This is a genomic window from Myxacorys chilensis (assembly GCF_059505265.1).
This window is the reverse complement of record NZ_JCACKG010000187.1, coordinates 1-3,715: the sequence shown is the minus strand read 5'-3', so window position 1 is coordinate 3,715 and position 3,715 is coordinate 1. Positions and strand designations below refer to the sequence as shown.

Annotated in this window: 2 protein-coding genes; one reads left to right on the top strand and one right to left on the bottom strand. The window is 47.8% G+C overall.

Annotated elements, in window-relative coordinates; genetic code table 11:
• Nucleotides 1-486: 486 nt before the first annotated feature.
• Nucleotides 487-2,394 carry a thiamine pyrophosphate-binding protein gene (locus AC5JLB_RS16450; RefSeq protein ID WP_495874906.1) on the bottom strand — a complete coding sequence of 636 codons (1,908 nt, stop codon included), beginning with the start codon at nucleotides 2,392-2,394 and terminating at the stop codon, nucleotides 487-489.
• 161 nt (nucleotides 2,395-2,555) lie between these two features.
• On the opposite strand from AC5JLB_RS16450, the gene AC5JLB_RS16445 reads away from it, so the two are divergent.
• Nucleotides 2,556-3,320, top strand: a complete 765-nt coding sequence (locus AC5JLB_RS16445; RefSeq protein WP_495874905.1) for a DeoR/GlpR family DNA-binding transcription regulator — start codon at nucleotides 2,556-2,558, stop codon at nucleotides 3,318-3,320.
• The last annotated feature ends 395 nt before the right edge of the window (nucleotides 3,321-3,715 follow it).

Below are 3,715 nucleotides of genomic sequence, written 5' to 3'. Positions count from 1 at the left end.
GCCTTCTAAACCTTCCCGCAAATTATGAAGAAACGTATGCGTTCGCCCTAGTCACGTTTGGATATTGATTGCAATTGTGTTCTGCCAAATGACAAAATCTAGGTTTGGCTCAAGACAGGTTATTGAAAAACCAAATGGAGCAGAAGCCACCGTTGCATTTCCTGGACCGCAACCTACCTCAAGGATGGATGCATCTGCGGAAAGCTGAGCTAAAGTAATCGAGCGATTAATGAGCGGCTCTGGGTAGGGCGGTCTAGCGTTGTAATACACATCCGCAACAGGAGAATACCAATTTCTTCGCTGTTCCAGATCGATAGAACTTCTAGCATTTATCTCTTGTCTAGGGTCTAGCATCAGCGTGCTTGATCAAGGTTTGAGTTCAATAGAAGCAGGGATCTACTCGAAATTTAGGATGTTAGAAATTGTATGCGTCTGCCCTACATCTCCATCAATAGCAAGGCAGTGTTGAATCGCATTTTTGTGACCCTATTTGATCAACTCCTTCACTTTGCTGATAATGCCATCTGGGTCAAGCCCTTGATGAGGATATTGCTCCCACAATCCACCGCAGCCTTCTTTATGAGTGCCAAGATGGGCGAACTTGGGTGTTAACCCTCGCTCTAGCAGCCACGATCCATATCGGCTTCCCAACCCAGTGCGGCGATTAAAAGCTTCGACCACTAGCACAAAAGGCGCAGTTCCAACTTTTGCTAACATTGCTTCATCAATGACATTCAGGGTGGGTTTGTTGATTAAACCGACATCAATTCCTTCTTGCTTAAGACGTTCCACCGCATCAGCAGCGCGGTAAAGTGCATCTCCAAAAGAAATAACATAACCAGCCGTTCCTTCTCGTACCACTTCATCTTTACCTGGAATAAAAGTGTAGTCGCCTCCATAGAGATCAGCATTATTTGTATCTAGAATATTGGGCGTTTTAGAGCGGGTCGAGAAGATAAACCGCAGTCCAGGCTGATGAAACACAGCTTTGACACAGGCTCTCATTTGTGCAGCATCTGCTGGGAAGTAAAGCTGTGTTGTATAGCTGTCATCAATGCCATTGTCGGCAAAGAAGTTGTTTAACCCGAAGTGACAGGTGTTGTCTGCCATATCATCAATGCCGGAGTGAGAGAAGTGGCAGAGCAAGTTGGAGTAGTTGAGCCGCGCCATTGTAATTTCTGAAACGCACATTTCAAGGAATGCGGCAAAGGTGGCAAAGATGCCCTGCTTTCCAGCGACCATGCCAAATCCCGCAGCGGCAGAAATGTTGCCACGCTCCATGATCCCAGAGGAAATAAAGACTTCTGGATGGGCATCGTGAATCTTCTTTAATCCACAGGAGCCTTCCAAATCGCTGTCAATCACCAAGACATTCGCTTTGCGATCGGCTTCACTCATCTCATCGAGCATCGCGACGACAGCATCGCCAAACACGTTACGATTCGAGTCCCAATGCTCACCTGAACCGATGAAGTGATAGGGATTTTTGGTTTTCTCGATCGAGTTCAGATACTCCACAGCGGCAGTCAGTCCCCGTTTTTCTAAGTAGGAGATGGCCATCTTCACGGGAATCACGTCATGTCCGTGAGTGGTGCCTTCTATTCCCTCAATGCCAACCGACATCGGACGCTGATTAATCACCGCAACGGGCCCTGACGTTGTAATCGCTTCGCAAATCCGGCGATAGAGATCATCAATGTTTTCTCCACTGCCTTCGAGTATCTTGATTCCCTGTCCTGCCAAAGTCTGAGAAACACTATACCCAGGAAGGTACTGAGACGGATGCCCCGCGATCGTTACGTCGTTATCATCGATAATCAGCTTCACGTTGATCCGTTGAGCCACCGCTAGACGCGCTGCTTCTGCATCGTTGCCTTCTTGCTGTGCACCATCAGAACCAAGACAAAATACGGTCTTGTCAGGATTTGCGAGCGCGACACCGTTCACGTAGCCCCATAAGTGTCCGAGACGACCTGAACTAAACTTCACCCCAGGGGTTAGCTGCAATTCAGGATGTCCAGGTAGATGAGAATAAGCTTCGCGGTAGTGAGCAAGCTGCTCAGCCGGCAGATCGCCATGCAGGACGGACATCAAATATTGCGTTGCCACACGATGTCCCGCTTCGTCGAAGAAGATTGGCACAAATTGCTCTGGTGCCCCTCGAAAAAGCGCGTCCAAAATCATGACTTCAGGAACAGTGTCGTAAGGACCGCCTGTATGTCCGCCGACGCCTCTCGCAGCACCAGTTGCAGTAAAGAACACAATGGCATCGCGGCAAAGCTGAATGTTGGCTTTAAGCGTCGCTCGCTGCTCATCGGTCAGAATTGGATGAGCTGGGTCAAGCTTGAGCAGCTGGTATTGGCTGAGATCGATCGGGAAAGCAATAGAATTCATGAGTTGTTTTTGAAAAAGATTGAATGAAACAGTTTGCACGAATATGCCTGAGCTTAATTGAAAATACAGGTTTATATCGACGATAATGGAGATATTGATGAGTATAAACTCACAGATGCGCAATTTCAAGAGCAAACGTGCAATTTCAGGCAAGATCCATTATGTTGAGTGCGGAACGGCGGCAATTGATCCTAGAACGCTTGCAGATCGAGAAGAAGGTCCTGTCTTCGGAACTGAGTGCTGCACTCAACGTGTCTGAGGATACAATTCGACGTGACTTGCGAGAATTGGCAGAATCAGGGTTGTTACAGCGGGTTCATGGAGGTGCACTTCTGACCTCTCCCGCGACTGCCAGCTACGCCGATCGACAAAGACAAGCTCCTCAAGAAAAATCAGCGATCGCCCGCGCTGCTGCAAAATTAGTCCGTCCAGGACAAGTTGTGATTTTGGATGGCGGAACGACTACACTGCAAGTTGCGCGTCATTTACCGTTGGACCTGCACGCGACGATTGTGACGAACAGTCCGCCAATCGCGATCGCACTCGCAGAGCATCCTGACATTGAGGTTGTGATGCTAGGTGGACAGCTTTACAAAAAAGCTTTGGTCAATGTCGGTGCTGCCACCATTGAAGCCTTACGAATGATTCGGGCAGATCTCTGTTTGCTGGGCGTTTGCAGCCTACACCCAGAGGTCGGAATCAGTGTGACGAACCTGAATGAAGCGCATGTGAAACGAGCCATGTTGTTAAGCGCCGCTGAAGTCGTTGGGTTAGTTACCGCTGCAAAGTTAGATACAGCAGCCTCTTACGTGGTGGAATCAATTCAAGCGCTCACCTACCTTGTTACTGCGTCAACCGTCACGAATAAAATGCTTATTCCTTATAAAGACCTAGGCTTGACGATTATTCAGGATGAGTTTAGTTGATCAACCGATGGGGACTCTTATTTTTCGCGTTCTATTTTGTTGATATTTAAAGAAAAAACTCAAACTGGAACATAGCCTGAGTGACCTGCGCGATCACGTATTCTCTACCTGCTTTCCTGCTCTCACCGCAGAAGTCCCAACTCGACAAAAATGGCTCAAACACTTTTACAGCTTAAGGTCGAGCGATTTGGAGTTGGACTGAATTCCTGAGCTGATCCGAACGGGAGAATGCAGCTTTGAGGGCGATTGTAGTATGCTCGTCAGTCCAGAATACTACAGTTGTAGATGTTGAATTTAGAATTGCATTTCGCTTAGAATCAGTGTAAAACCAGCGTTTCAGGGGTAATGTCTCAGACATGTTGTTTGGGTCTAAATGACTAGTCCAAAGGCGATTC